General features: G+C 29.7%; 20 protein-coding genes and 1 pseudogene. 6 read left to right on the top strand and 15 right to left on the bottom strand.

The features are described from left to right. Positions 1-25: 25 nt before the first annotated feature. The 7 genes from Fi14EGH31_RS04730 to Fi14EGH31_RS04700 all read right to left on the bottom strand — a co-directional run bounded on the left by Fi14EGH31_RS04730 (position 26) and on the right by Fi14EGH31_RS04700 (position 7,814). Positions 26-1,210: an aspartate aminotransferase family protein gene (locus Fi14EGH31_RS04730; protein ID WP_107029817.1), complete on the bottom strand. Its 1,185-nt coding sequence runs from the start codon at positions 1,208-1,210 to the stop codon at positions 26-28. Positions 1,211-1,212: 2 nt separating this feature from the next. Further along, a complete protein-coding gene (locus Fi14EGH31_RS04725; protein WP_107029816.1) occupies positions 1,213-2,343 on the bottom strand; it encodes a M20 metallopeptidase family protein in 1,131 nt (376 codons plus the stop codon). 9 nt (positions 2,344-2,352) lie between these two features. Continuing rightward, positions 2,353-3,057 carry a 2,3,4,5-tetrahydropyridine-2,6-dicarboxylate N-acetyltransferase gene (gene dapD / locus Fi14EGH31_RS04720; protein ID WP_022002193.1) on the bottom strand — a complete coding sequence of 235 codons (705 nt, stop codon included), beginning with the start codon at positions 3,055-3,057 and terminating at the stop codon, positions 2,353-2,355. A gap of 11 nt (positions 3,058-3,068) precedes the next feature. Continuing rightward, a complete protein-coding gene (dapF, locus tag Fi14EGH31_RS04715) occupies positions 3,069-3,899 on the bottom strand; it encodes a diaminopimelate epimerase (protein WP_117788193.1) in 831 nt (276 codons plus the stop codon). A 394-nt stretch (positions 3,900-4,293) separates the two neighbouring features. After that, a complete protein-coding gene (locus tag Fi14EGH31_RS04710; protein ID WP_022002195.1) occupies positions 4,294-5,895 on the bottom strand; it encodes an ABC-F family ATP-binding cassette domain-containing protein in 1,602 nt (533 codons plus the stop codon). Between the two features lie 461 nt (positions 5,896-6,356). Next, positions 6,357-7,301, bottom strand: a complete 945-nt coding sequence (locus tag Fi14EGH31_RS04705) for an NAD(P)H-binding protein (RefSeq protein WP_117788191.1) — start codon at positions 7,299-7,301, stop codon at positions 6,357-6,359. Positions 7,302-7,385: 84 nt separating this feature from the next. Then, positions 7,386-7,814: a flavin reductase family protein gene (locus tag Fi14EGH31_RS04700; RefSeq protein ID WP_267905657.1), complete on the bottom strand. Its 429-nt coding sequence runs from the start codon at positions 7,812-7,814 to the stop codon at positions 7,386-7,388. A 489-nt stretch (positions 7,815-8,303) separates the two neighbouring features. Here Fi14EGH31_RS04700 and Fi14EGH31_RS15780 point away from each other — a divergent pair. Next, positions 8,304-8,486 (top strand): annotated as a pseudogene (locus Fi14EGH31_RS15780) (ISL3 family transposase); the annotation flags it as partial. Here Fi14EGH31_RS15780 and Fi14EGH31_RS04695 read toward each other — a convergent pair. From Fi14EGH31_RS04695 to Fi14EGH31_RS04685, 3 genes are all read right to left on the bottom strand, one after another. Continuing rightward, the gene (locus Fi14EGH31_RS04695; RefSeq protein WP_107029812.1) at positions 8,463-8,879 is read right to left on the bottom strand and encodes a type II toxin-antitoxin system PemK/MazF family toxin; all 417 of its coding nucleotides are present in this window, start codon (positions 8,877-8,879) and stop codon (positions 8,463-8,465) included. The pseudogene Fi14EGH31_RS15780 and the gene Fi14EGH31_RS04695 sit on opposite strands and share 24 nt — an antisense overlap. Positions 8,880-9,407: 528 nt before the next feature. Beyond that, the gene (locus tag Fi14EGH31_RS04690; protein ID WP_117864425.1) at positions 9,408-9,866 is read right to left on the bottom strand and encodes a sigma-70 RNA polymerase sigma factor region 4 domain-containing protein; all 459 of its coding nucleotides are present in this window, start codon (positions 9,864-9,866) and stop codon (positions 9,408-9,410) included. A gap of 149 nt (positions 9,867-10,015) precedes the next feature. Beyond that, positions 10,016-11,386 (bottom strand): PTS sugar transporter subunit IIC, encoded by a 1,371-nt coding sequence (locus Fi14EGH31_RS04685; protein ID WP_022002200.1) that lies wholly within the window; start codon positions 11,384-11,386, stop codon positions 10,016-10,018. Positions 11,387-11,626: 240 nt separating this feature from the next. Here Fi14EGH31_RS04685 and Fi14EGH31_RS04680 point away from each other — a divergent pair, with 240 nt between their 5' ends. From Fi14EGH31_RS04680 to Fi14EGH31_RS04670, 3 genes are all read left to right on the top strand, one after another. Further along, a complete protein-coding gene (locus Fi14EGH31_RS04680; RefSeq protein ID WP_022002201.1) occupies positions 11,627-12,346 on the top strand; it encodes a 6-phosphogluconolactonase in 720 nt (239 codons plus the stop codon). Between the two features lie 128 nt (positions 12,347-12,474). Further along, on the top strand, positions 12,475-13,062 hold the full coding sequence (locus Fi14EGH31_RS04675) for an RDD family protein (protein ID WP_234697827.1): 588 nt from the start codon (positions 12,475-12,477) through the stop codon (positions 13,060-13,062). A gap of 46 nt (positions 13,063-13,108) precedes the next feature. After that, a complete protein-coding gene (locus Fi14EGH31_RS04670; RefSeq protein ID WP_107029809.1) occupies positions 13,109-13,888 on the top strand; it encodes a MurR/RpiR family transcriptional regulator in 780 nt (259 codons plus the stop codon). Positions 13,889-13,925: 37 nt separating this feature from the next. Here the strand turns inward: Fi14EGH31_RS04670 and Fi14EGH31_RS04665 are convergent, their stop codons facing one another. Then, the gene (locus Fi14EGH31_RS04665) at positions 13,926-14,513 is read right to left on the bottom strand and encodes a histidine phosphatase family protein (RefSeq protein WP_117813749.1); all 588 of its coding nucleotides are present in this window, start codon (positions 14,511-14,513) and stop codon (positions 13,926-13,928) included. Then, positions 14,513-17,458, bottom strand: a complete 2,946-nt coding sequence (locus Fi14EGH31_RS04660) for a glycoside hydrolase family 2 TIM barrel-domain containing protein (RefSeq protein WP_117864421.1) — start codon at positions 17,456-17,458, stop codon at positions 14,513-14,515. Before Fi14EGH31_RS04660 ends, Fi14EGH31_RS04665 begins: the two co-directional genes overlap by 1 nt. Before the next feature lie 181 nt (positions 17,459-17,639). Between Fi14EGH31_RS04660 and Fi14EGH31_RS04655 the strand changes: the two genes are divergently transcribed. Then, on the top strand, positions 17,640-18,455 hold the full coding sequence (locus Fi14EGH31_RS04655) for a PocR ligand-binding domain-containing protein (RefSeq protein WP_158562543.1): 816 nt from the start codon (positions 17,640-17,642) through the stop codon (positions 18,453-18,455). Between the two features lie 47 nt (positions 18,456-18,502). On the opposite strand, the gene Fi14EGH31_RS04650 is transcribed toward Fi14EGH31_RS04655, so the two are convergent. Beyond that, positions 18,503-20,164, bottom strand: coding sequence for a DAK2 domain-containing protein (locus Fi14EGH31_RS04650; RefSeq protein WP_117832297.1), 1,662 nt, complete (start codon positions 20,162-20,164; stop codon positions 18,503-18,505). A gap of 12 nt (positions 20,165-20,176) precedes the next feature. Beyond that, positions 20,177-20,533, bottom strand: a complete 357-nt coding sequence (locus Fi14EGH31_RS04645; RefSeq protein ID WP_022002208.1) for an Asp23/Gls24 family envelope stress response protein — start codon at positions 20,531-20,533, stop codon at positions 20,177-20,179. 286 nt (positions 20,534-20,819) lie between these two features. On the opposite strand from Fi14EGH31_RS04645, the gene rpmB reads away from it, so the two are divergent. Then, positions 20,820-21,005 carry a 50S ribosomal protein L28 gene (rpmB, locus tag Fi14EGH31_RS04640; RefSeq protein ID WP_022002209.1) on the top strand — a complete coding sequence of 62 codons (186 nt, stop codon included), beginning with the start codon at positions 20,820-20,822 and terminating at the stop codon, positions 21,003-21,005. Positions 21,006-21,267: 262 nt separating this feature from the next. Here rpmB and Fi14EGH31_RS04635 read toward each other — a convergent pair whose 3' ends face one another. Beyond that, on the bottom strand, positions 21,268-24,714 hold the full coding sequence (locus Fi14EGH31_RS04635; protein ID WP_234697826.1) for a family 20 glycosylhydrolase: 3,447 nt from the start codon (positions 24,712-24,714) through the stop codon (positions 21,268-21,270). Positions 24,715-25,899: the final 1,185 nt, after the last annotated feature.

Here is a 25,899-nt window from a genome sequence, read left to right as displayed (position 1 = left end):
TTTTTCTTTTAATTTTTTAAAATTTTTAAATATTTTTTTCAATTGCTTGATCTAAAATAGCAATTGCTTGATCAACATCTTTTTCAGTTGTAATAAATGGTGGTAACATTCTTATAACATTCGCTCCTGCCATGACAACAATAAGTCCATTATCTAAACAAGTTTGAACAATATCTTTAACTGGTCGATCAAATTCTAAACCAATCATCAATCCTAAACCACGTCTTTCTTTAATACAAGAATATTTATCTTTTAAATCATCTAATTTTTCAATTAAATATTCACTGATATCTTGAACATGATCAAGCATTTTTGTTTCTTCTAAGATTTTAAAGACTGTTCGACATGCTTGTCCAGCCATTGGATTTCCACCATAAGTAGAACCATGATCTCCAGGTTCCATCGCTGCAGCAAACTTTTTATTTGCGACAAAGGCTCCCATTGGAAAACCTGCCCCAATTCCTTTAGCTAAACATAAAATATCAGGTAAGATATCGTATTGGAAATAAGTCATAATTGTTCCTGTACGACCCATACCACATTGAACTTCATCTAAAATCAAAGCAATATCTTTTTCATCACAAAGAATTCTTAAACCTGTTAAGAATTCTTTTGTACAAACGTAAACGCCACCTTCACCTTGAACAGGTTCAACGATGATTGCTGCTGTTTTTTCACTTATTAATGCTTTTACGCTTTCTAAATCATTGATATTTGCATATTTTACACCTTCAATTAAAGGTCCAAACGCTTCTTGATAATGTGCATTTCCTGTAAGTTTAACAGATCCTGTTGTTCTTCCATGGAAAGAATGATTTAAAGAAATAATTTCACTATCCGCTTTTCCATGTTTTTGATAATAATATTTACGTGCAAGTTTTAAAGCACCTTCTGTTGATTCAGCTCCTGAATTTGTAAAGAATACTTTATCTAATTTTGTAGCTTTTTTAACACATTCAGCTGCTTCAATTGTTTCAACCGTATTAAAGTAGTTAGAAATATGCATTAATCTATGTAATTGTTTTTCCATGGCTTCTACATAAGCTGGATAATTATAGCCAAAAGAATTAACACCAATTCCTGAAAAGAAATCAATATATTCTTTTTGATTTACATCATATAAATGAATGCCATCTCCATGATCAAATGTGACATTATATCTTCCATAGGCATGCATTAAAGCATCCAATGATCTATCATAATAATTCATTTTTAGTCCCCCAATTGTACATTTCTTGCAAGTTTTTCATAAAGTTCAACAGCTTGTACTAAAACTTCTTCATGAAAATTGAAAGTTGGTGTATGTAAACCTGAAGTATATTCTTTACATCTTGTCCCCACATAAAAGAAAACACCAGGAATCACTTTTTGATAATGAGCAAAGTCTTCTGCTAACATCACAGGCTCTTCAAGTTCTTCGAAGTTTGCGCCAACATTCTTTTTAAGTTCTTCATATAAATGTGCATCATTTAAAACAGGTGGGTTAAAAGGTTGACAGGCAAAATCAATTTGACAATGATATGCTTGTTCCATTCCTTGATTAAACCCTTTCATTGCTTCTACAATACGTGAAAAGACTTCTTCACTATAAGTTCTAAGTGTTCCATGGAAACTTGTTTGACTAGCCACAATATTTCTGACCGTTCCCCCATGTATTTCACCTATATTTAAAACACAAGGTTGCATTGGCGAAATCATTCGTGAAATGATACTTTGATAATTACTAATCAAAAAACTCGCAATCACAATCGAATCAATTCCTTCATGATACTTACCTGCATGTGCACTTTTACCATGAACCGTTACATCCAATTCACCACTTTCAGCCATTAAAGGACCTTTACGACAAGCAATTTTTCCTTCATCAACATCTGGGAACATATGTAAACCATAAATTCCTTTAACATGATATTTTTCAAAAATACCTGTATTAATAATTGATGGTGCCCCATTGACCACTTCTTCTCCTGGTTGAAAAATAAGCAAAACATTATGTGGTAGATCTTGAACATCTTTTAGCTTATAAGCAAGTCCAAGAAGTGCTGTCATATGTCCATCATGACCACAGGCATGCATTTTTCCTTGATGTGTACTTTTAAATGATACACCTGTTTGTTCTTCAATTTCTAAAGCATCGATATCGCTTCTAAAAGCAAGTGTTTTTTCTTTATGAAAATCAAGATAAACAGCGATTCCCGTCTCTGTTATTTTTAAAGGCTGATACCCCATTTTTTTTAATTCTTCATAAAGATACTTTGATGTTTTATATTCTTGAAAACCGATTTCAGGAATGGCGTGTAAATGACGACGCCATGTCCTTATTTGATCTAATAATTGTTCCATAATCGTATCCTAGATTTTACGTAAATCATCCATTAATTGTGTTTTACCTTCAGTTTTTTCATCTTTTTGTTCCTTGATGATTCTTGCTGGATTTCCAACAACAACCGCACCAGCAGGTACATCTTGAGTAACGATACTTCCTGCACCTACAACTGCACCTTTACCAATATGAACACCTTCGATAACAACCGCATTTGCACCAATTAAAACATCATCTTCTAGAATAACAGGTGAAGCACTAGGTGGTTCAATAACACCAGCTAACACTGCTCCAGCTCCAACGTGACAATGTTTTCCAACTTCAGCACGTCCTCCTAAAACAGCACCCATATCGATCATTGATCCTTCACCAATTTTAGCACCGATATTGATAACAGCACCCATCATGATAACGGCATTATCTCCAATAGAAACATTTTCACGAATGAAGCATCCTGGTTCAATACGAGCGTTGATATTTCTCATATCTAACATTGGAATCGCACTATTACGACGATCTTGTTCAATAAATGAATCTTTGATTAAATCTTTATTTTCTTCAACATAAGCATTAATAGCATCTAAATCTCCAATAGCAATTTTAAAATGACTATCTCCAAATAAATGGAATGCATCTGTATCAGGTAAATTTTCACCTTTTAAATACATTTTAATTGGTGTTTGTTTCTTTGCATCACCAATATACTTAATAATTTCTTCTGCTGTTTGTAACATAAATTTCCTCCTTATATTTTTATTTTTCCTTCAAACACAGTTGTTGCTGGACCTGTCATAAAAATATGTCCCTCTTGAAGTTCAATTTCTAACTTTCCTCCAAGAAGCTCAACTGTTGCTTTTTCTTTACAATAACCATTCAAATAACTTGCATACATAACAGCACAAGCACCAGTTCCACAAGCCATTGTTTCACCACTGCCTCTTTCCCATACACGCATTTTTAAATAATGATCATTGATTACTTCAACAAATTCAGTATTGACAGATTCTGGAAACATAGCATGTTTTTCAAATTGTTTTCCTATTTTTTCAATATCAAAATCTAATGAATCAACATACGTAATGACATGGGGATTCCCCATAGAAACAGCTGTTAAAGCATATTCTTGATCTCCAATCATTACTTTTTCATTAATCATTTTTTCTTGATCAAAAATAACAGGAATGTCTTTACAATTTAAAATTGGTTCTTGCATATCTACTTTTGCGCCAACAACTTCATCCCCATCAAAAATAAGTTCTACAATACGTAAACCTGCCTTTGTTTCAATATTTAAAACCTTTTTATCTGTTAAATGATGGTCATAACAAAATTTAGCAAAACAACGAATTCCATTTCCACACATCATTCCTTCACTACCATCTAGATTGAACATACGCATTTTAAAATCATATTGATCAGACTTTAAAATAACAATCATCCCATCTCCACCAATACCAAAATGGCGATTAGAAATACGACTAATAAATTCAGCATCCATCGGTACTTCTTGATGGATCCCATCAACATAAATATAGTCATTTCCAATACCTTCCATTTTTGTAAAATGTAATTCCACTTTATCACCTCACATTGTTTAAAACAATTTTACCAAAATGATAATTTTTTTCAATCTTCTTTATCATTTAATTTTATGACATCACATAAAAACACATGATTGAACCATTGTTCTATTACAGTTTTCATCTATATTATAACCATGAAAGATCAATCATCTTTCGTTAAATAATAAATTCATATTCCCTTCCTAATTATTATTTAAACAAAAAAGTCTTTAAAAAAGGCTTTTTTTGTTTAATAAGAAATATTCAGTTCACAATTGTTTATTATGATAATAACAAGAAAGATAAATAATATTTAAACATCTTTCTTAGAAAAAAATTTTTTTCAAATTTCCTTCCCTTATAAAACATTATATATCGTAAACGAATAAAGGATCCTTCTTGGATCCTTTATTTTGTTTCTAATTCTTCTTTATATTCTAAATATTCATCGTATGTTGATAAACGATCAATCATACCATCTTTATTAAATTCAATAATTCTATTAGCAATTGTTTGTACAAATTGATGGTCATGACATGTAAATAAAATATTTTCTTTAAATTGAATAAGACCTTGGTTTAAAGCTTGAATTGATTCAAGATCCAAATGGTTTGTTGGTTCATCAAAAACAAGAACATTTGCATCTTCCATCATCATTTTAGCCAGCATACATCTTACCTTTTCTCCTCCAGATAAAACATTTGCTTTCTTTAAAGCTTCTTCTCCAGAGAATAACACTCTTCCTAACCATCCTCTTAAATCTTGTTCATAAACCGTTCCATCTGTAAATTGTCTTAACCAATCAACAAGTGATAATTCACAGTCATTAAAATATTTTGAGTTATCTTTAGGAAAATAAGATTGGCTTGTTGTCACACCCCATTTAAATTCTCCTTCATAATCTTCATCTTCACCCATAATAATTTTAAAGAACGCTTCTGTTGCTTTATCATCTCCTACAAAAGCAACTTTTTCATTTGGTTGAATAGAGAATGAAACATTATTAATAAGTTTTTCTCCATCAACTACTTTAGTAAGACCTTCAACATTTAAAACGATATTTCCTACTTCTCTTCCTGGTTTAAAACCAATAAATGGATATCTTCTAAGAGATGGTTTAATATCGACCATTTCTAAGTTATCTAATAATTTCTTTCTAGAAGTTGCTTGTTTGGCTTTTGAAGCATTGGCACTGAATCTTGCAATAAATTCTTCCAATTCTTTTTTCTTTGCTTCAGCTTTTTTATTTTGATCTTTCGCTTGTTGAATTTGCATTTGACTATATTCATACCAGAAATCATAGTTTCCAACGTATAATTGAATACGGCTATAGTCAATATCAGCAATATGTGTACAAACTTTATTTAAAAAATGGCGGTCATGAGAAACAACAATAACAGTATTTTTGAAATTTAACAAGAAGTTTTCTAACCAATTAATACTTTTTAAATCCAAGTGGTTTGTTGGTTCGTCTAATAATAAAATATCCGGATCACCAAATAAGGCTTGCGCTAATAAAACTTTTACTTTTTGATTTCCATCTAAATCTTTCATATACATATCATGAAACTCAGAAGTAATTCCTAAACCATTAAGCATTGTTTCAGCATCAGCTTCAGCGTTCCAACCATCCATATCCGCAAATTCACCTTCTAATTCACCAAGTAAAATACCATCTTCATCATTAAAATCTTCTTTTGCGTATAATCTTTCTTTTTCTTGCATGATTTCATAAAGTCTTTTATTACCCATAATAACAGTTTCAACAACTTTATTTTCATCATAAGCAAAGTGATCTTGTTTTAAAACAGATAATCTTTTATGAGGTTCAATAATAACTTCCCCTTTATTAGGTTCAATTTCTCCTGCTAAGATTTTTAAAAATGTAGATTTACCAGCACCATTGGCACCAATAATTCCATAACAGTTACCTTCTGTAAATTTAACAGAAACATTTTCAAATAATGCTCTATCTCCATATCTTAATGAGACATTTTGTGTTGATATCATATCGTCATTCCTTTCTTTTAAGTAGCTTTGGTATTATGACATAAAACACAAAAAATGTCTATTAAAAGTAGATAAAATGGATTTTCAATATATTTATTTAATTACAAATGACAATCTTGAAATATTTTTCTATGACTTTCCATATCATCAAAGATGGGTTTTCTTTATAAAATTGATATCCTCTATAATTTAGCGTATCCACTTCTTTCTTTCATCTCTCATAATATTTTTCCTGCTTGTCTTTCATTAATTAATAAAAGTTTCCTATTTGAACTTTCAAGTCATTTTCTAACAACAATCTAACCCTTTCTATAAATGAAGGAACACTTTCATTTATGCTATATTGCCCCGTTTTTCTAAATTATGACATTAAAATAAAACATCCATTATTTATATATAGAAATTTATTTTTTGAACATAATAAAAGTGAATCCTTCATCGATTCACTTTTATTAGATATCTTATTTATCTTGAGAATGTCTTTCACCAATTTGGAATTCTTCTTGATGATCAAACATATATCTTACTGAAATAGGTGTATCTCCTGTAAGTATTGTAAAGTCTTTTGTATGAATATCCATTTTACCTTCTCTGATTGCTTGAGCAAATGTAACCATTCCATCTGATGAAAATGGTGCTTCTGAATCTTTTTGGAATACACCATCTGTTGTTCTAGGAACACCCATAGTATCCCAAATTTGATAGTTTTCTTCATCAGTCACATTCACAAATGGAACATGATTTCCTGTACTGACATCTCCAATAGCACAGAATGTTGAAATTGTCATTAATTCTAAACCATTAATGTTCCATACTTTTTGATGGAATTCATTTGATCTATGCAAAGCATAAGCTAATGCTTTCGCACAGTCTTTACGTGAAATGTAAGCCATTAAACCATCACCTTGTGAATTTGTAAGTGGTGCATTCATATGTGCATAAGTAAAGTAGTTTGTGACCATTGCTTCAGCATATTGAGAATTTCTCATAAATTGATAATCTAAACCAACTTCTTGAATATATTTTTCAGTATAAATATGATCTTTCTTTTCTACTGATGGATTTGTTTCATCATCCGCATTGACTAAAGATGTATAAATAATTTGTTTAACACCTGCAGCTTTAGCAGCATCTACTGCATTTTTATGCGCATTTTGTCTTTTAGCACCAACAAATGGCATAGAAATCAATGCTAGAGCATCTGCTCCTTTAAAAGCTTCAGCTAATCCATCAGGATTATTAAAGTTTGTGATATGTGTTTCAATTCCTTTTTCAGCATATTTCTTTAGTGATTCTTCACTATATCCACAAAAAATTAAGTTTTCTACTGGTTCTAGTGTTAATAAAACATCAGCAGTTAATTGACCTAAGTTACCATCAACACCAGTTAATAATAATTTACCCATGATTCTTCCTCCTATTTTACAGTAATATGATAACATTTTCACAAGATAATTATAGTCCTTATTTATTAATAAAGACTATAAGTTTTACTTATGGTCTTTAACCAATACTTTTACAATTTCTCCATAATATTGACTATGAACCCCTTCTTCTTGGTACCATTCATAAACATTTTCATCAACACTCTTTTGATCAAAATCACTTTTACCCATAACCTTACATAAAATAACGACTGAACTCTCTTCAAAATAAGGAGCAACATCTTGATTATTAACAGTCATTCCACACTTTTCCATTTTATTTTCATCTCTACCAGAAACACGTCCAAAATAACCTAATTGATTTTTATGTTCTTGATCCATAAAACAAATCGAATAATATTTAGCATGATCGAAAATATGTTTTGAATAACGTGTTTTATGTACATAAACTGTAGCCATTGGCTTTCTCCATAAAACACCAAATCCAGCCCAACCAATTGTAAGCCCATTGGTTTCTTTTCCATCACTAGCAATAGCTGGTTTTAAAAGGATTAATATATTTGATTAAATCTTTTACTTCTATTTCTTTCATCCAACTCATCTCCTTAAACACCTTTATTAATACTTATAATAAACAAAAATAGGCAATGGATTTTTCAGGTATATTAAATTATCCGGTACGCTATAAATTATCGTGGGGAATGTTACGAAATAATTTAAAATCGTAACATCCGTTTTTTATAAAATCTAACTAAAAAATAGGATATTGATATCTTATCAGTAATATTTATTTCTTACCAATTAATTCCTCAAACGTTATGTTTGAGGAATTATTGTAATTAGAAACAATTGCTTCTTATAGTAGTATAATTTTATTATATAGATATTTAAAATTCCTATTTTTATTTTACAAAAGAAAAGACTGTATGAAATTAATTATTTAATTTCGTAACAGCTCCTTTTTAAATTGAATTATTCTTAAATTATAATCATTTAACACTAACAAATAATAATGTTATAAAGACATTTGAACATTGGAAAGAAGAGATACCCAACTTTTTTACATGGATAAATGACGGACGTATATCCAATGGACCATGTAAAGGTAAAAATAATTATTAAAAAAAAATCTTATCCAATGCCAATGGCATGTCCTATTTTCAACGCGCAAGAAAAAGAATCTTATATTCTCAAAATAAATTGGATTGTCAACACATTTATACTTAATGAGTCATCAAAGCATCCTAAACTTACGCTCAAAGCCTCTTCAACTTCCTCCATCTCATACTCGTCTAACCGATCTAAACATCTAATTAATCTTGATTTATCAATCGTTCTTATTTGCTCGCACATTATTATAGAATCATGTTCAAGATCTTCTCGGCTGTTAATAAAGACATGTGTTGGTAAATTTCCTTTTTTTGCTACGTGAGATGTCAGTGATGCAACTATAGTAGTGCTACTAAAATAATTTCCTGCATCATTTTGTAAAATAACTACAGGTCTTATCCCACCTTGTTCAAAACCTTGATACGGATTTAAGTCGGCTACATATATTTCACCTCTACTGATTTTTTTATCATTGCATACTCCTTTCATATAATTCCAATACTATTTAGTGTTCAACTCGCATAAATATGTTAAAAAAATCTCCTTAAATATAAGGAGATTCAATAAAGCATTTTTAAGTTATGATCTTTGAATTAATCATTAATGTTATAACTATTTTTAATAACAATTATAAACAAATAAAAAAGATCATTTAAGGGGAATGATCTTCTTTATTTTTATAGGGAATTCGTGTAATAAAAAAATTAATATCTTGGGAAACTATTACTTAAAATGTAAATATATGAGATATAAATATATATGGGTTATCTCATTCTTTTACATGTTAATTTTTATTACAATTTCATTATAATGAAATATAACAAATTGAGTAGAGACAAGCATCCTAAATTAATCATTAGTATTTGTGCAATGTGCACAAATGATGTGAAGCGTTAAGAGCTTGTTTTTATTAATAAAATAATTTAAAAAAGACTGTTAACTTCATATTTGTCAACAGTCTTAAATCTCCTTAAAATAATGAGATTTATAAAACATTTTTAAGTTACGATATTTAAATTAATCATTAATGTCATAACCGTTTTTAATTAGAACTTCTTTAATTTTTTCCAGTATTATTTTAATAGAATAGTAAACCGCAGGCATACTACAGTTTTCTTCAATAGCAATTGATTCTAGAGTCTTACATTGAACATATTTTTTTAAAATACGTTCTTTTTCTTTGACTGGTAAATCTTTAATTGTTAACTCAATAAAACTTATTAATTCTTGATGTATCAATTCTTTCAACAATAAGTTTTCGTTAACATCAAAGCCTTCTTTTTCTAATTCTAAAAATGGACTTCGATCTAACGAAAAATATCCCTTATGATAATCTACTTTTCTTTTATATGCTGCATCAATATGATCATATTTATTCATTGTCTCATAAACATCCTGATCAACTTCAACAAAGCAATCTTGATTATAATATTTAGGATACATTTCTCTCAGGTTTACCCTAACTTTAGTTGACATATTATCCCTCCCTTCTTCATAAACTGAGAGAAACAACTGTCGAACTTTAAGTTTTATAAAAAAAAGCTCTAATGATTTTGGGGTCTCATTAGAGCATACTTAAGTTATTCAATTTTTAAAAGATTGATGTGTGAGTTAATCTTCTTTTTTTAATTTGTTTGTACTGAATTTTCTTCTTCTAATTTTTGTTTTTCTAATAATTTAAAGAATGGATAATATAAAACCATATCTAAGATAATTAAACCAATAACCATAATAGCAGCTTTAAAATCCATACATCCAAGAGCAGCTCCAAGTGGTGCTGGTGTTGTCCATGGTGTTTCAATAATTCCTTTTCCTACAATATGGAAGGCCATTAAACCATAAGCAATAATTGAATTGATTACTGGTACAAAGATAAATGGAATCATCATTAATGGATTTAAAACCATTGGTAAACCAAAGATAATCGGTTCATTGATATTAAAGATTGCAGGTCCAATTGATAATTTTCCTAATGTCTTTAATTCTGCTGATTTAGATTTCAACAACAAGATACAAAGTCCCATTGTAGCTCCACCACCACCAAGTGTAATAACATATGACCAGAATGGTTGAGTAAAGTAATGTACGATTGGTTGTCCAGCAGAGAATGCTGAAAGATTAGCAATCAAATACATTTGCATAAATGGTAAACGGATTGGTTGAGTAATACTTGCTCCATGTAATCCAAAGAACCAGAATACTTGAGCAATCATGGTAATTAAACAAATACCAACTAATGAATCAAGTCCTGAAATTGCAGGTGCTAAAACTGTCATGATCATACTTGGTAAAAGTTGTCCGCTAAAGTTTTGTACAACTAAAGAAAGACCATAAAAAATGATTACACAAATAAATAATGGTAAGATTGCATCAAAAGATGAACTGATTGCTGGTGGAACACCTTCAGGCATTTTAATACGAATGTCTTTTTTAAACATAAAATGCATAATTTCCACACAACCTATAGCAACCAAGATTGCTGTAAAGATACCTTTGGCATCCAAATAGGTCGTTGGTATGTAATTACCAGCTAAAGCTAATAAGTCTGTGGCACTTTTTCCATCAACAATAAGATTTGATGCTACTGCTGAAGTTGTTGGTGCAGATACAATTAAAAATACGGCAGTTGATACGATTGCTGAATTTAATTTTGGCATTTCGTATTCATCTGCTAAATGATAAGCAATTGCAAATGCAATAAATAACCCCATTAATGCCATTGTCATATTATAAGGTAATTGCAACATTGCTTTGTTAGCTTGCGCCCAATTATACCAACCATTTAACATATCAGAGACAAATCCCCAATTTGGCAACGTTTCTGGTTTAAAAGGTGGTGTGGAAATAATTAAACATACCCCTCCTAAAATAGATAACGGAATTGCTACTACCATTCCATCACGAATAGCAGCCAAATGTCTTTGATTCCCTAATTTGTTAGCAATTGGTACAAGTGTACGATTTGCAAGTTCATTAAATTTTTCCATGAAATTCATGAAAGTTCCCTCCCTTCTCTTGCTACAGTGAAATTATATAACTGTAACCGCTTAAAATTCTTTTGATTTCCACAACAAAAAATATCTTTCCAATTGCTTGAAATCTTTTCCAAATCGTGGAAATAAATTGTTTTATTTTTTTTATTGGCATTTATTTTTTTATGTTGACACTCCCTTTTTATTTTTTATAATGAAATTGTGTGTGAGTTATATCTTCTTATAAAATAGGAGGATATATTTATGAAATTAATCATTGAAGAAAATGAACAAAAAATGAGCGAAAGTGCAATGCACATTTTACTTGGAGCAATGATGCAAGATAAAAGAGTTAATATCTCTTTAACTGCTGGGCGTTCTCCAATCAATCTTTATAAGATGATGGTTCCTTATGTTAAAGACCAAGAAAAATTCAAAGACATTCAATACTATCTTTTTGATGAAGCACCTTATCAAGATAAACCATATGGCCCAAACTGGGAAGAAATGCAAGAACTATTCTTTAAAGATGCAAATATCCCTGATGAAAGAATCCATACAACAACTATGGAAAATTGGGAAACTTATGATCAAGAAATCAGAGATGCTGGTGGTATTGATGTTATGTTGATTGGACTAGGTTGGGATGGACATTTCTGCAGCAACTGTCCAAGATGTACACCTATGGATAGTTATACTTATCCAATGGATCGTAAAACAAAAAATGCAGCTAATCCAACATATCCAGCAAGAGATCATCTACCAATCACTTTATCAATGGGACCAAAAAGTCTAATGAGAGTGAAACATCTTGTAATGATTGTTACTGGTAAAGAAAAAGCTCAAATTTTAAAACAAGTGTTAGATTCACCTATTTCAGATGAACTACCAGCAACTGTTTTAAAATTACATCCTAACTTCACTGTTATCTGTGATAAAGATGCTGCATCTTTATTAAATATGGATGATTATAAAAGATTATAAAATCTTTATAGAAAGCTTCGGCTTTCTTTTTTTATTTCCAATGTTTGGAAATAATTTCTACCTTTTGGAAAAGAAAAAGTAAATAAAGCGTTCATTTGTTATAATTTTTCTATCCTGGAGGACTACTTATGAGAAAAAATAAAACAAAAAATAAAAAAAGCAATAAAAACAGAAATAATATGGATATTATCGAAACACGTGTTAGAAGATTTGTAGCTATGATCATCGATTGGTATCTTACTAACATGCTGGCTGTTATCCCTATTACCTTCTATTTAAGAGGAAATGACTACTTAAAACCTTATATGTTTGATTTAACACACTATGATTTTTCTATAGGTCTTGCTTTAGGTCTTTATGGTGTTTTGATTGGTATTATTTACTATGTATTTATTCCAACATATCTTTTTAAAGGACAAACACTTGGTAAAAAAATATGTAAGATCAAAATCATTAAAGAAAATAATGAATCAATCAATTTAAAAGATATGATGTTAAGAGAACTTCTTGGAGCATCCTTACTTGAAGGTGGGATGATTATCATCCCAACCTATATAAGAAAGCTACTTCCATTATTTAAACTTACAATGATTGTTGATCCTTTAAAATATATTGCCTATGCTTTAACTATCGGTTCAATTATCTATGCTTATTTCCAAGCAAATACACAATCTTTTCATGATAAAGTAGCTAAAACTATTGTTGTTAAACAATAATTAACTATGGTATAATTATGCAAAATATACATAAAGGAGATTCTTCATGTTTAACCTAATAATTATACTTTTATCAACACTTAATGATGAACCAAAAGGTTCAAATAACTATAAAATAGCTAAATATATGATAGAAAATATGCGCGATTTAGAAGAATATTCTCTCACAGATCTAGCTCAGGCTTGCTATGTGTCAAATTCTAGTATTTCGCGCTTTTGTCGTGATATTGGACTTAAAGATTTCAATGCATTGAAAAATCAAATCGCAAAGTTTTCTGTTGAGTCTGCTCGCTTAAAAAGAAAGTTTGACTATGAAAAACATGAATCCTCATCAATGTTTCAATCATATGTAAAAAATGTTATTTCCAATTTAAATTACTTCTTAGAAAATGATATTGAAAAACAAATCAATACACTTGTTCAAGAAATCAGTTCTTATCAGAAAATAGCCGCTTTTGGCTATATGCAATCTGAAAGTGTTGCCTGCAATTTACAGTTCGATCTGCAAACAAGTGGTAAACTTATCTTTTCTTGTTTTAATATCAAAGATCAGGCAGACTATATTACTGACGCTGATGAAAATAATCTCATTATTATTTTTTCAGAATCAGGAACCTATTTTGATCGTATTTTTCCAAGAGCCAAGCCATTCAAAAGTAACAAAAAGAAACCAAAGATATGCATGATTACTTCTGACCAGTCAATAGAATATCCATTTATCGATTTCTACATCCGTTATAACAGTAAAGGTGGCTACGCAAGTCATCCCTATCCGTTACAGCTTATTTCTGATCTAATCAGTATCAGATATTCTGAAACTTTATAAATAATAAACAGGTTTACCATCGCAAACCTGTTTATTTTTATATAATAGGGTCTAAAATTTGTTCGAGTTTGAAATTTCCATTTGAATAATCAACAATCATTGCTGAAGCATTATTAGGAAATTTAAAAGATTGTTGAGGTAATAATGATTTGATAAATCCATATAACAAACAGCCGTGCCCTACGATTAAAACGGTATCCTTTTCATTACAATCCTCTATGATTTCTTGAAGTGCATCATGATGTTTTGAAATAACATCATGAATGTCTTCTCCTTCATAAGGTCTGTAATCCATATCCAAATCTTCTAACCAGTTTGGTGATTCAATATTGAGTTTTCTTACAAGTTCTGTGGATATTCCTTCAAGTATTCCAAAATTAACTTCTTTAAAACGTTCTTCATAAATCGGTTCGACTTCTTTTTTACTTAGAATAATATTTGACGTTTGTACTGCCCTACCCAATGGAGATGTGTATGCCTTATCTATTTGGTATTGTTCTAGTTGCTTTGAAATACTTTCAACTTGTCTGATTCCCACTTTTGACAAAGGAGAATCACACCAACCCTGTGTCAGATTGATTTCATTAAAATGTGTCTTTCCGTGTCTTACAAATATAAATCTCATTATAACTTACCTTTAAAACTAAAACGTAAATGATGTTTTTCTTTATCTAATAAGAATTCATCATGTGTCTTAGCACCCCATGTATCATCACCAGCAACACCCATTTGTTTTTCATTGATACATAAAACCGTTTGATAAACATTTGGAAGTTCATCTTTGTGACGCGCATTTTCTAATTCATAAGGTGTATAGTGTAAAGCTGTAAATTCAAAGTCTTCACCTTTGACTGTTAATTTTGTATTTTCACCTGCAACTGATAATTCTCTGACATGCGTTCTGTTACCACATTCTTGTGGATATAAATAAGGTGTTAAATTGTCTGTTACTTGATAAGTATATTTTCCAAGAAGTGCCCCTTTGTTTCGATCAATATAGTTTTCTTCTGGACCAAATCCATAATAATTTACTTCTTCCATATCTTTATATAATTGGAAGATAAGTCCAAATACAGGCATTTCAATTTCAGAAACAACCGGTTGATAAGACATATCTACAATGATTTTACCATCACCATAGACTTCATAAACTAAATGAACCTTTTCATCTTGTAAATTTGGCAAATCATAAGCATATTCAATCTTGCAGGAACAGTCTCCTTTTGAAATACCAACAAACTCACATTTTGCATATAGACTGGCAGTTAACCATTTACCATAGCGATAACCATATTTATTTTCAACATCATTATTTGTAGCGGCTCTAAAGAAATTTGGTCTGACAGGTACTCTAATATATTCTTGTTGATGATATCTATAAGAAACCAAACCTTTTTGTTTTGAGAAAATCGCATTGAAATCTTTTCCTACAACGCCTACATTCAAGTAGTCTTCAACGATATCTACGTGTTTTGTTGTATGAATGTTATGTGTTTTATTTTTTACTTCATAGATATATTGTTGTTGAGCGTATATTTCATGATTCTTTTTCAAATAGACTGTTACAGTATATTCTTGGTCTTGATCATTTATTTTAAATGGATTTTCAACAACAACTGATGATAATGGTTTACAATCTACTGTCATTGTTTTGGTTTGAACAACATTACCATTGCATAACAGATCCATTTGTAATTGATATTCATTTAAATTTGTAAACAGATAATTATTGTTGATATGAATATCATTTTCATCTATTCTAAAATCTACATATTGATAACAGTATTTGACTTCTTGCATCTTTGGTGTATTTGTACGATCTGCAAAAACAATTCCATTTCCACAGAAATCATAGTCACTTGGTCTTTCGCCAAAGTCCCCACCATAACATAATTTTCCACCATGGTATAATGCTTGATCGATGTAATCCCAGATGAATCCACCTTGATACAAGGAATATTTCTTTTCTAAATCAATATATTTGAATAATGCTCCATTACTGTTTCCCATAGAATGGGCGTATTCACATAAAATAAATGGTTTATCTTGATGTTCCTTTAAGTATTTTTCAACATCAACTGCAAAAGTATACATTTGACTTTCAATGTCACTTGTTTCATTGTAGCGACGATCATGTGAAAGTCCTTCATAATGAATCAAACGAGAAGTATCTTTTTGTTTCATAAACTTAGACATTTCATAAAGATTTTTACCACCATAAGATTCATTTCCTAATGACCAAATAATAATCGAAGGATGGTTTTTATCTCTTTCATACATGGAATTGGCACGATCTAAAATAATATCTAGCCATTCAGATTTATCATCTGGTATGATATGTGTTTTATCAAAAAGTTCACTCCAAGTTCCATGTGTTTCAAGATTGACTTCATCAATGACATAAAGACCATATTCATCGCATAAATCATAAACAAATGTTTGATTTGGATAATGACATGTACGTAAGGCATTGATATTATTAGCTTTCATATTCAAGATATCTTTTTTAGTATCTTCATAAGAAACCGTTCTTCCCGTCTTAGCAGAAAATTCATGTCGGTTGACACCATGAAAAACAATTCTTTTGCCATTGATACACATGATACCATCAATAAGTTTAAATTCTCTGACACCCACATTGTATTGACTACATTCAACTAAACCCTTTTCATCCATGATTTCTACATATAATTGGTAAAGGTTTGGTTTTTCTGCTGACCATAAATGAGGATCATCGAATTCAAAATTGATTGGACTGCAACAATCTTTGCTTTCTTTTTGTCCAATAATTTCATCTTTATACTTTAAAGTATAGACTGCCTTAAATTTAGCCTCTTTTCTTACAATCATTGGCGTTACTTCAACAGTTGCATGATCATAATTTTCATTTAAATGTGTCAAAATCTTGATATCTTTTAAATGAACGTGTGATACCATTTGAAGTTCAACATCTCTGAAAATACCTGAAAAACGCCAGAAATCTTGATCTTCTAACCAGCTTCCACTGCTGAAACGATAAACGTTAACAGCAATTTTGTTTTCTCCATTAACAATCAAATCTGTAATATTAAAACTTGAAGGTGTAAATGTGTCTTCACTGTAACCAACAAATGTTCCATTGACCCATAGAGCCATGGCTGATTCAACACCATGGAAAGTAATATAAGTATCGACATTATCTTTGATTACTGAGCTGTCAAAATAAGTGACATAACTTCCAATTGGATTTTTATCAGGGAGTTCTCCAGGAATGATTTGTTGTGTTCCTGACCAAGGATAGATTTGATTGACATACATTGGTTTTCCATATCCTTGTAATTGAATATGACCAGGTACTTTGATTTCATCCCAGTGATCTACACAATAATCTTTATTAGAAAACTCCGGTATTAATTGATTAAATCCTGTTGCATAATGAAACTTCCAGCTCCCATTTAATGAATAATTGAAACTGCTTTGTTTTTCTTTTAATTCTTTAATACTTGCATATCTATGAATCGATGCTGTTGCTCTTAAACGATTGACATTAAAAATCTTTGGATCTTTGACCCATTCATTTTTCATTTCCATTTTTCTTTCCTCCTGACTATATTATAAATTAACCCTTAAAAATAGAAATGGAACAAAGTATAATATAGAGTAAAAAAGTATAAATATGTTTTTTATTCATTATATTTCTACCTATTTATGATATAAAAAGAAAGAAGTATAATAATTATAAGCTTATATTATATAAAGTATGGAGAATATTATGAATGAATTAGAAAAATTATTAAAAGATTTATATAAAATATCAGGTTTGAATATGTCTATATTTGATTTGAACCAAAATTTATTAGCTTCTTATCCTCATAAGAAATCAAAATTTTGTAATGAATTAGAAAAAAACAACAATGCTTTTCAACATTGTATTGATTGTGATTATAAAGCTATGGAACATGTCAAAAAAACGGGTGAACTTTATATTTATAAATGCCACTTTGGTTTAAATGAAGCAATTATGCCTCTTTATTCTTATGGAAGTTTAACTGGTTATTTAATGATGGGACAAGCCGTTATAGGAACATATAGAAATTATTCTGAAATCATTGAAAAATCTAAAGAATATTTTCAAGATAAAGAAATATTAAAAAAATATATCACAGAAATTACAATTTTAAACGAGGAACAAGTTTATGCTTTTGCGAGTATTTGTGATGTATGTGCAAAATACATTTCACTTACAAACCGTATCCAAGCAAAACATGATCATCTTGCCCAAGAAGTTAAACACTATATCATTGCAAACTACAATAAACAAATTACAATTGAAGAATTATGTTCTTATTTTTTCTGTAGTCGTGGAACTCTACTTAATCATTTTAAATCAAAATACAATACAACAATCCATCAATATCTTTTGGATTATCGTTTAAAAAAAGCCACAGAACTTCTTATAAATGATGAGTTAAATGTTAAAGAAATTGCCTTTTTTTGTGGTTTTGAAGATCCTAATTATTTTTCTAAAGTATTTAAAAAAAGATATGGTCGATCCCCTCTAGAATTTAAAAACAATATAAATCAGTAAAAAAGCCCTTAGATTTCTCTAAGGACCTTTTTAACTTTATAATAATTTTATTCGACACCAATAATAAATGAATAAACAGGTTGTTTTCCTTCGATAATATCTACTTCTGCATCAAAGTTATCTTCAATGTAGCTTTCAATTTCTTCAACTTCTTCATCAACAACATCTTCACCTACAAGTAAAGTAATCAATTCAGAATCTTCATCTACTAATTTATCTAAACATACTTTAACCGCATCTAATTTATTTGGTTTACAAGCAACAATATCTTTTTCAACTAAAGCCATATAATCATTCGCTTTAATTTCAACACCATCAATATTTGTATCTTTGATTGCAAATGTTACTTGTCCAGTTTTAACATGAGATACTGCATCTTCCATTTCAGCAATATTATCTTCCAATGAAACTTCTGGATTATACATAACACATGCTGATAATCCTTGAGGAATTGTTTTTGTTGGAATAACAATAACATTGACTTCTCCTTCTAAGATTGTAGCTGTTTGTTGAGCAGTCATTACAATATTAGAGTTATTTGGTAAGATAATAACATTTTTAGCATTTACTTCTTTAACAGCTGCAACCATATCTTCAGTAGATGGATTCATTGTTTGTCCACCACTTACAACATAATCACAATGTAATCCTAAGAATGCATCTTCTACACCTTGTCCAGCACAAACAGAAATAATAGCTGTTTCTTTAGCTTCACGTTTTTGAGGTTTGCTATCATCAACACCTACAATACTTCCTTGATTTGCTGCAGCATTTTGTAAGTTATTTGCTTGTTCTTGCATATTTTCAATTTTTAACTTCACAAATTCACCAAATCTTTGTGCTAAGTTTAAAGCTTCACCTGGTTTTAATGTATGTACGTGTACTTTAACGATATCTTCATCTTGTACAACGACGATACTGTTTCCTGGAATTCTTTCTAATTCTTTCTTTAATTGGTTTTCTGAGAATTTATCAATTAATGAAGGTTCAAGACGAACAATAAATTCTGTACAGTATCCATATCCTTCTTCACCAGATTCTAATTCAGTTCCAGCATTGACTTGACCTTCTGATTTAATATCAACAAAATCAACACGATCACCTGATAAAGCAGCCATAAATCCAGTTAAAACCAACAATAAACCTGCTCCACCACTATCAACAACACCAACTTCTTTTAATACTGGAAGTAATTCAGGTGTTCTTTCTAATGAATTTTCTGCTTCTTTAACAAAATAAGAGAAAACATCTTCAATTTCCATACCTGGTTGAGTATATTCAACGATCTTTTCACTTGATTCTCTAATAACAGTTAAAATTGTTCCTTCAACAGGTCTCATAACAGCTTTATAAGCAACTTCTGCCCCACTTTTCCAAGCATTGGCAAAAGCAACAGCATCAACACTTTCATGACCTTCTAAGCCCATTGCAAATCCTCTAAAGATTTGTGATAAGATAACACCTGAGTTACCACGTGCTCCCATTAATAAACCTTTAGATAATTTTTTAGCAATATCATAAATATTGTCACTATCCATATCTTTGATTTCTGCTGCTCCAGCATTAAAAGTCATAGACATGTTTGTTCCAGTATCCCCATCAGGTACAGGGAATACATTTAAAGCATCTATTTCAGGATGATTATTATGAAGAGTATTCGCACCACATAAAACCATCTCTTTAAATAGCTTTCCTGTAAGTATTTGCATATTTTTCCTCCACTAATCGATATTACGAAGTCCTTGAACATAAACATTAACTGCCTCAACTTTGACATCTAATGTTGATTCAACAACGTATTTCACTTTCTTTTGAACTTCAACTAAAATTTCATTAATTTTAATTCCATACCCTAAAATGATATATAAATCTAAAATTAAACCAGTTTCTCCATCACTCGCAATAATTCCTTTAGAATAATTTTCTTTCTTTAATAATTCATAAAATCCATCTTTTAATTTCTTTTGGCTAGCCATACCTACTACACCATAACATTCAGTAGCAGCTCCACCAGCTACAGTAGAAACTACATCTAAAGAAATATTTACTGATCCTAAATTTGTATTTTTTTCAATCATCAAGTTATCCTCCTTAAAATGATTTCATGTTCAAACATAATTATACCTTAAAAATATAATATTTACAAATTATAATCACTCTTTTAGTATCTTTCCAACCGCAAGCCATCATATCACATATTATTAAAAAAAAATACAAATTAACTCATTTTTATCATTATATAAAGTATTTATAATCACAAATATTGATAAAAACAGCTTTTTTGTAAAAAAATGTTTGCATTATACTATAAATAATGTTAATATAACACAGTACGTAGAACAACTACTAAAGGAGGGAAAGAACATGTCAAGAAAATGCCAAATCAGTGGTAGAGGTCCATTATCAGGAAACACTCGTTCTCATGCGTTAAACTCAAGTAGAAGAAAATGGAATGTTAACTTACAAAAAGCTACTATTTTAGTAGATGGTAAACCTACAAAAGTTAGAATTTCTGCTAAAGAGTTAAGAACATTAAGAAAAGCTGGATAATAGATGAAGACAGTACATAGTACTGTTTTTTTGTTTATAAACAACTTATTAAAAAACAAAACACCTGTAGAAAGTATAAACAATACAACAAAAGCAAAATCTTATTTTCAAAAAAAAGACATCGATCATTACCTTAAAAGCCATAAATCCGATGTCTTTTATCTTTAACTCCAAATTGACTATAAAAGTCTATAACACATTTTATTAAATCATAAATCACTATATAGCCATACATTTATATGTGTTATATAGCTTTTATTATTTAATCTTCTTTATTTCTTCTTTGAAGTGCAATATAACCCCCAGCTGTTGCCATAAGTAAAATATATGGTACAACTGACATATCATCACCAGTTTTTATATGAGAGTTATTTTTTGTTGATGATGTTTTATTGTCATCTTCTTTTTTAATACTTGTTTGTATTTGATCATTTGGTTTTTGATTTGGTTGATCATTATTTCCAGTTTGAGAAACTGTTTTTAAATTCTTAATGGCATCTTGTAGAGATGCTAAAGCTTGATCAACTTCATCTTGAGTTGTATTTTCATTTTGTAAAACATCTTTTGCATGATCTAATGCTTCTTTAAATGCTTTCCATGAATCTACCGTATAATCTTTTTCAACAAAATCATTAGTTGTTTCAATAACATTTGATAATTCTTTTTTATCTACTATTACAGGAGCATCAATTAATACTTTAATAGCCTTATCTAAATCATCATAAGCCTTATCAACTTGTTCTTGAGTAGCATTACTATCTTCATTAACAATGATTGCTTCTAATAAAGCTTTTTCAAATCTTGACCATGATTCAATAGAATAGTTATTATTTTCTATTTCTTTTGCATCATTAATCTTATTTGTTAGTTTTTCTTTGTTTGAGGTAACTGTATCTCTTAATGCATTGATTGCATTACGTAAATTATTAGTTTCTTCAGTTACATCAACTTTTCCTTCAACATAAGATTTTTGAGCAACAATTAATGCATCAATCATTTCATTTACTGAGCCACTAGATTTACCAGTAATATTTAATGTTTCAGCTTCTAAAATCATATCTTTTAAAGTTGAATCTTCAGGTATTTCTTCTAATTCAAACTTAACTTCTGCAATTTGATACCAGTTCCCTTTACCTTCAGTAAGAACAATTCTAACATATTTAGTCAATGTCTTATCAAAAGTAATAGTTTTTTCAAATGCTGAATTATCTAACGTTCCTACTGTTGTCCAATTTTTTCCATCAGTGGAGATTTGCACATCAGCACCATCAATTATATCTTTACCAGCATTGCTTGGTTGAATGATTTGGATAGAACTAATATTTATTGGACGAGTAAATGTGAATTTAACTTCTTTACCAATTTCTTGGTTGCTATTAAACCAACATTTAGTATTAATATTACCATCAATCATATTATTGTAGTTATTAGATTGATAATAAGTATCAGTTGCTGAAATAGTTGGAACTTTAGCATTAGGTTTAACTAATGATTGCTTAGCTGTTTGAATTGCATTATAAGCTTCTTTAGCTTTTTCAACAGTTAATCCTTCACTATTAAGTAATGTTTTTCCTGTAGTTACAGCATTTTTATAAGCTTGATATCCACTTGAATAGTCACTTTCATTTAATGGATATGTAACTTCAACATATAATGAATAATATTCCAATTTTACAGCTTTATTTTTAGCATCTTGTAATGCTCTTAATGCGTTATTAACAGCTAATTGTCCACTTGTTTCGTCAAAATATATTTCTTTTGCCATTGTTAATGCTTTATTATAATCAGCTACAGTTTCATTAATATATTCACTTACTGCTAATGGTTCAAATATTTCTTTTTTTAAATCAGTTTTATCACAATGTAATTGATATTTTAAAGTAATTGTCATATTACCGTTATATTTACCATCTAATGGTAAATCTGATTCAATAAAACTATATCCAAATAATTCTTTTGCTTCAAAATGATAATCACTATCATTTAGACCATAGAATACATCATCTGCAGCAATAGTCTTACCAAAATTATCAATATATTTGATAGTAACTGTTGCTGTATCTTCACCCTGGAACACTTCACCCGGAGCAGGTAAAGCCTCATTGAAGCCTGGAGTTCTTCCCAATTTATCAACAGCAGCTTTAAAAACATCATAGTCTGGTTGATTATCGTTCGCGTTCCACATCTTATAAGCTGTTGCACGTGTGCGATGATAGATTTTATCTTCTACGCTTTGTTCGCTTTCATAATTTGGATCATCACACCAAACTGCGTAAGAACCACCCATTACATATTCTGGATAAGGTTCTTCAAAAGTTTGTGCTGTTCCGGATAAGTTAGAGAATTTACCAGGATGCCATTCATTATAAATACGATCACCTTCTGGTACTGCATTAGTTTGCCACCACCAAGAAAGTACATAGTACATATAAACATCAGAATAGTTGATTACTTTGTTACCATTAGCAACAAAATCCGCTACCGATGCACAGTTTTCAGGAGCTGCCCAGTAACAAACTTCAATGTCACTATCCAATGTATAACCCTCATAATCACCAAATAATAAACCATCATTCCATGCTCTTGGAGTCATTCCGTTATCTTTAACTATCTTAGAAATATCATTAAAATATGTCATAATTTGTCCGTATTGTTCATTACTAAAACTAGAGAATTTAGCTAAGAACTCATCACCGCCAATATTAAAATGTTTACATCCCGCATCACCAAAGAATTCAATAAATTCAGTCATTAAATTTACTAAGAATTCTCTAGCTTCAGGATTTGTAAAGATATTAAAGCATTGATTTCGTCGAGCATCGGTTGGGAATAGTTCTCTACAACTGTAATCAGTTGGCAGATATTGTAAAACTGCTCCCGAGTGACCTGGAGAATCTAAAGAAGGCACGATTTCAATATGATAATCATTAGCAACTTGAATAATATCTAAAATATCTTGTTTACTTAATACATCATCATATTTATATTTAAATCCTTCGATTGCATCTAGAGTATCACTTTGAATTCTAAATCCTTCATTTTCAGAAAAATGAAGTTGAACCGCATTATATTTTTGCCAAGATAAATCTTTGATTTGACGAATTATCCATTCTTTAGAGAATGGTTTACGAGCAATGTCTAAATGCATTGAACGTAATTCAACATCTGGATAATCAATAACAGTTCCTTTCTCTAATATTTTATCATTAATCTTTAACATTTGAATTACTGACATTAAACCATAATAAATACCAATTTCATCTTTAGCGGTTACTGTGATTTTATCAGTAATATCTAATTTGTAGCTTTCAGCTTTTCCTTCTAATTCAGCCACATCCTCCATTCTAACAACAATATCATTAACTACTGCATTTTCTTCTTTACCGAATACTATTATTGGGGCTTTGGATAAAACTCCAGCGGCTTCAAAATTTGAACTAGTTAATTTTAAATCTTTTAATAAAATAGTATTATTTAATGTTTTTTCATTTGCTACTACAAAAATTCGACTATTTTCAGCAAGAGTAAAATCTTGCCCCGCTTCTTTAGTATATTGTTGAACATTTGGATAAGTCATTAATGATGTTGTTGCAACATTGCCTTTAGCTAAAACTGCCTGAAAACCGACTGCTTGACAAATAATAGCAACTACCAAAAGTGCCGGTAAAACTACTTTAAGAAACTTATTCTTCGATACTTTTCCTTTCATTTTCTACTCACTTTAAATTAATAAATTAATACATATACTAGTTTTTATTAATGATGTAAATTAGGTATATAAAACCAAAAACCTTATCTAAAACTTTAATTTATGCTAATTATTATCAATTGTTTTATCAATAATAGAATATTAGTAAATTATTATAATAGAATAGTAATTCTGCTATATTTGTGAATGCCTATTTAAGCGAGTCATAAAACTATAAATAATACCCCTTAACATCAACATTAATCATTCACCAGTATTTTACGTATTATTTAAGTACTAATTTAACCCCTTTCCTAATTTTCTTTTTAAACTGCGAACATCCGTTTAAGCGCTTACATTTCTCGCTAAAAAAAGTGGTTAGGTTTAAATAAAATGACCGTATTTTTTTATAAAAACCTAACATCACATTCACTTCTATAAGAATCATATCATGATATAAATATATATTCAATAATATTTAACATATTATCCCGCTTTTTGTGATTTTTTTAACAATTAATAAAAAACATAACAAACTACTACAATTACAAAAATTTTTTTATCCATTAATAAACGCTTAAAAACTGTATTCATCCCAAAAATCCAGTTATCAATACAACTATAAAAGCCAAAAAAGTGAGATGAAACTGAACTCACCCCACTATATTTACGGTTTTATTTTATGTCATGATATTTGAAACTACTTTTCAAAATCTTGTGGTTTTAATAATTAAAATAAAAGCAGACATTTTCTGTTATATGAGGTTTGCTCTTTTTCGTAATAATAACTAACGCTAATGGATTAGCTGTTTACAATTTTTAAGTTATGTGCTATTAAAGAATTAGATATAGTTATTTTTAATTTCTCTCTTTTCATTAAATTTTTTCCTTATTTATCTTGTCATAGTTATTTTTCTATTCTTAAGCTTATTAAATGTATTTTTAAATCAATTACTTGCTTTAATTAAAGAATATTATTATTAGTTGTTAGCTATTCTTTTAATACACTAATTTTTGAGTAGGTTTACCGTTTATTGTGTTACCAATGTTAAAATCAAATTAGTAAAAAATATCTGGACTATAGCAAGACACCAATAATAGAGCATATAAAAACATGAGGTCTCCTCCATAGAAAAAACCTCATGTTATCTAATTAGCTTCGTTTTAAAAATATCATGTTATTTCATAAAGCCATAAATCCGATGT

It is taken from the genome of Faecalibacillus intestinalis, from assembly GCF_015097455.1.
Taxonomy (GTDB): Bacteria; Bacillota_I; Bacilli_A; order Erysipelotrichales; family Coprobacillaceae; genus Faecalibacillus; species Faecalibacillus intestinalis.
This window is presented reverse-complemented; position numbering and strand designations above follow the sequence as displayed.

What these genes read in the sequence shown, in the direction of transcription:
- Fi14EGH31_RS04650 (WP_117832297.1), bottom strand. Translation starts at nt 20,164, where the DNA reads ATGCAAATACTTACAGGAAAGCTATTTAAAGAGATGGTTTTATGTGGT.
- Fi14EGH31_RS04725 (WP_107029816.1), bottom strand. Translation starts at nt 2,343, where the DNA reads ATGGAACAATTATTAGATCAAATAAGGACATGGCGTCGTCATTTACAC.
- dapD (WP_022002193.1), bottom strand. Translation starts at nt 3,057, where the DNA reads ATGTTACAAACAGCAGAAGAAATTATTAAGTATATTGGTGATGCAAAG.
- Fi14EGH31_RS04670 (WP_107029809.1), top strand. Translation starts at nt 13,109, where the DNA reads ATGTTTAACCTAATAATTATACTTTTATCAACACTTAATGATGAACCA.
- Fi14EGH31_RS04655 (WP_158562543.1), top strand. Translation starts at nt 17,640, where the DNA reads ATGAATGAATTAGAAAAATTATTAAAAGATTTATATAAAATATCAGGT.
- Fi14EGH31_RS04660 (WP_117864421.1), bottom strand. Translation starts at nt 17,458, where the DNA reads ATGGAAATGAAAAATGAATGGGTCAAAGATCCAAAGATTTTTAATGTC.
- Fi14EGH31_RS04680 (WP_022002201.1), top strand. Translation starts at nt 11,627, where the DNA reads ATGAAATTAATCATTGAAGAAAATGAACAAAAAATGAGCGAAAGTGCA.
- Fi14EGH31_RS04645 (WP_022002208.1), bottom strand. Translation starts at nt 20,533, where the DNA reads ATGATTGAAAAAAATACAAATTTAGGATCAGTAAATATTTCTTTAGAT.
- rpmB (WP_022002209.1), top strand. Translation starts at nt 20,820, where the DNA reads ATGTCAAGAAAATGCCAAATCAGTGGTAGAGGTCCATTATCAGGAAAC.
- Fi14EGH31_RS04690 (WP_117864425.1), bottom strand. Translation starts at nt 9,866, where the DNA reads ATGTCAACTAAAGTTAGGGTAAACCTGAGAGAAATGTATCCTAAATAT.
- Fi14EGH31_RS04665 (WP_117813749.1), bottom strand. Translation starts at nt 14,513, where the DNA reads ATGAGATTTATATTTGTAAGACACGGAAAGACACATTTTAATGAAATC.
- Fi14EGH31_RS04695 (WP_107029812.1), bottom strand. Translation starts at nt 8,879, where the DNA reads ATGAAAGGAGTATGCAATGATAAAAAAATCAGTAGAGGTGAAATATAT.
- Fi14EGH31_RS04635 (WP_234697826.1), bottom strand. Translation starts at nt 24,714, where the DNA reads ATGAAAGGAAAAGTATCGAAGAATAAGTTTCTTAAAGTAGTTTTACCG.
- Fi14EGH31_RS04685 (WP_022002200.1), bottom strand. Translation starts at nt 11,386, where the DNA reads ATGAATTTCATGGAAAAATTTAATGAACTTGCAAATCGTACACTTGTA.
- Fi14EGH31_RS04730 (WP_107029817.1), bottom strand. Translation starts at nt 1,210, where the DNA reads ATGAATTATTATGATAGATCATTGGATGCTTTAATGCATGCCTATGGA.
- Fi14EGH31_RS04710 (WP_022002195.1), bottom strand. Translation starts at nt 5,895, where the DNA reads ATGATATCAACACAAAATGTCTCATTAAGATATGGAGATAGAGCATTA.
- Fi14EGH31_RS04705 (WP_117788191.1), bottom strand. Translation starts at nt 7,301, where the DNA reads ATGGGTAAATTATTATTAACTGGTGTTGATGGTAACTTAGGTCAATTA.
- Fi14EGH31_RS04675 (WP_234697827.1), top strand. Translation starts at nt 12,475, where the DNA reads ATGAGAAAAAATAAAACAAAAAATAAAAAAAGCAATAAAAACAGAAAT.